Genomic DNA, 3,176 nt, shown 5'->3' with positions numbered 1-3,176 from the left:
GGTACGCCCTGGCATTCTTCGAAAAGACCATCCTTCCCAGCCCCTGGCCCTGAAATCTTCCCCTGTTTTTTCAGTCCGCTATGCCGTATTGCTTCAGCAACTCCTGGAATCGATCCTCGATCTCCTCAGGGGTTCTTTCCTTCGGCCTGGATGGGGTTGAGACCGGAGGTTTGACGTCGGCTGGGGCCGAGGGCGGGATAAAGGGCAATGCCGGGGGTCCCTCGTAGGTTGGTAGCTCCTCCACGGGTAAAGCGGCCGTCATGTCCGGAACAGAAATACTATAGAGCCTTGCCAGTCGGGCCGGGATGCCGAGGGCTTCCTCGTCCCTGGGCGAGAGCAACATCCTTGGTTCGTTAGGGTCGGACTCGGCCATCATCCATGAGCCGCCATGAAGAGGGCAGGTCGAAAGGGGAGCCTGGCCGGAAGGAAGAAGGATTACCGTCGAGGGGCAACTTCCAGCAGAGAGGAACCCGGTATCCTTGCAGATGGTCACGGCATCCGCCTTTACCCTGTCGGATATCTCGAAGGCCTCCCTGAGAGTGAGGTGTTTTACCGCCTTGCTGACAAAGGACTGCCAGACGGGAGCTGCGATTACACCCCCCGTAGCGGTTTTACCCAGCGACTTGTTATCATCGTTGCCCGCATACACCACCACCACGAGGCCTGGCAGCCCCCCGGCGAACCAGGCGTCGGTATATTCATTCGTCGTGCCCGTCTTACCGAAGACCTCGTAGCCAGGCAGCCTGGCCCTGGTGCCCGTACCCGAACGTACGACCTCCATCAGGACAGAGCGCATTGAAAGGGCGATCTCCTCGGGGATGGCCTGGGCCAGATCAGGTCCGTACTGCTCCAGTACCTCGCCGGCCCCGGTGTTCACTCGTCTTATGGCGTAGGGTTTTATCCTCGAACCCCCGTTGGCAAAGACACTATAAGCTGAAGCCATCTCCAGGGGGGTGACATTGGCGGAACCCAGCGACAGGGAGAGGTCGTTGGGGATATGGGACGAGGTGAAGCCGAATCGGCGAGCCAGATCGATGATGTCCGGTATGCCCGTGATGTGGGCGACCCTGACGGCCGATGTATTGTAGGAGTGGACCAGGGCCTGGAGCAGGGTCACCTCTCCCTTGAATTCCCTTGTGTAGTTCCCGGGCTCCCAAATATTCCTTTCTCCCCGTTCATCAATACCGTTATCGTAGGAGACAGGGGCATCAAGGATATGGTCAACCGGTCTCAGTCCCTTCAGGAGTGCGGCCGTGTATACGAAGGGTTTGAAGGACGATCCGGGCTGTCGGAAGGCCTGGGTCGCCCGGTTGAACTTGGACTGCTCAAAATCCTTCCCCCCGACCATGGCCAGGATCTCCCCCGTGCCGGGGTCGATGGCCACGATGGCGCCTTCACTCTTCAGCCCCTTGATTGCTTCCTCGGCTGCGTATTGCACGTCAAGGTCAAGGGTCGTGTGGATTCTTAACCCCCCTCTATAGACCATGTCGCTGCCATAAGTGGGAAGAAGTTGTTCGAAAAGGATATGAGATATGAAGTAGGGCGCTTCGTCGAACATTATCGCGGGTTTCTTGAGGGTCTGGAAATCCAGCTCTATCTTCTGGGCAGCCTGGGCCTGCTCCGGGGTTATCATGCCCTCGTGGACCATCCGGCCGAGGACGTAGGCTTGCCTCTCCGATGCCCTTTCAGGGTGCCGCAGGGGTGTGTAGTACTCTGGGCCTTTGACTATCCCCGCGAGAAGAGCCGCCTCGGAGAGGTCGAGCTCCGAGGGTTCCCTGTTGAAGTACAACAGCGAGGCTGAATGGATCCCCCAGGCGCCGTGGCCGAAGTAAATCATATTGAGGTACATTTCAAGGATCTGCTCCTTGGAGTAGATCTTCTCCAGACGGATCGATAATATAGCTTCCTTTATTTTCCTTTGGAGGGTTTTTTCCTTGGTGAGGAAAAGGTTCCAGGCAAGTTGCTGGGTTATGGTGCTCGCGCCCTGGAGGGTTTTCCCGCTCCTGAAGTTAACCCAGAAGGCCCTGACGATCCCTGTGAAGTCGAGCCCCCTGTGACTATAAAAGTTGCTGTCTTCAGCAGCTATGGATGCCTCCTGCATTACGAGGGGGATCTGGGAGAGCGGTACCCAGGTCCTGTTTTCGTGAAAAAGCCTGGTGATGATCTTTTCGTTGCGGTCGTAAACGATGGTGGACAGGTCCGGTTCATAATTGGCCATTTCCTCCAGGGATGGGAGAGTTGAAGCCGCGTCCCTGATCACCAGGACGCCCACGACCGAGACCACGGCAAAGAAAAGAACTCCCGAAAAGACAAGGATCAGGGCAATTTTTCCGAAAAGACCGGTCTCCCTGGGGGCTGGCCTTCTCCTCGATGTCCTCGGGGATTTATCGGTCTTCGGAGTCTTTTGGGGTTGTTTTTTCTTGAAAAAGTTGAAAATATCGCTCTTCATGCCGCCTCCTCTTTCCGCTGTGAGGTCCCAAGCGAACAACGGGCCATTGAAGGATATCAAAAAAAGTGTATTTTACGAAGGAGTGATTTCCCAAATGCTTGCGTTAACCTCCGATGCATGGTATATTTTTCGCCGTCGCCCATGAAGGCGGCGGTACCTTGAAAAAAGAATACAGCGTACGGGAATACATGGGAGAACGACCTCGCAGATTTTTTTTTGAGAGTTTGATCCTGGCTCAGGACGAACGCTGGCGGCGTGCCTGACACATGCAAGTCGTACGGTTCATGTATCTTGCAAGCTTGCTTGCTGGTACATGGATAGTGGCGGACGGGTGAGTAACGCGTGAATATCTATCCATTGGAGGGGGACAACCCGTCGAAAGGCGGGCTAATACCGCGTAGGCCATTTTTTATTGGTGAAAGGTCACGTTTTGTGGCTGCCGATGGATGAGTTTGCGTCCTATCAGCTTGTTGGTGGGGTAAGGGCCTACCAAGGCTAAGACGGGTAGCCGGTCTGAGAGGATGGCCGGTCACACTGGAACTGAGATACGGTCCAGACTCCTACGGGAGGCAGCAGTGGGGAATCTTGGGCAATGGGGGGAACCCTGACCCAGCGACGCCGCGTGAGGGATGAATGTTTTCGGATTGTAAACCTCTGTTGTACGGGAAGAAGAGCGTGACGGTACCGTACGAGTAAGCCCCGGCAAACTACGTGCCAGCAGCCGCGG

General features: G+C 56.0%; 1 protein-coding gene and 1 rRNA gene. One reads left to right on the top strand and one right to left on the bottom strand.

Annotated features, from left to right (window positions below; all coding sequences use genetic code 11):
• Positions 1-70: 70 nt before the first annotated feature.
• A complete protein-coding gene (locus tag GX108_02865; protein NLO55985.1) occupies positions 71-2,449 on the bottom strand; it encodes a penicillin-binding protein 1A in 2,379 nt (792 codons plus the stop codon).
• A 211-nt stretch (positions 2,450-2,660) separates the two neighbouring features.
• Here GX108_02865 and GX108_02860 point away from each other — a divergent pair.
• A 16S ribosomal RNA gene (locus GX108_02860) occupies positions 2,661-3,176 on the top strand; the annotation flags it as partial.

The organism is Thermovirga sp. (assembly GCA_012523215.1).
Classification (GTDB): Bacteria; Synergistota; Synergistia; order Synergistales; family Thermovirgaceae; genus 58-81.
Note: the sequence above shows the minus strand (reverse complement) of the source record. Positions and strands in the feature narration are given on the sequence as shown.

Coding starts and splice junctions, on each gene's coding strand:
- GX108_02865 (NLO55985.1), bottom strand. CDS start 2,449: ATGAAGAGCGATATTTTCAACTTTTTCAAGAAAAAACAACCCCAAAAG.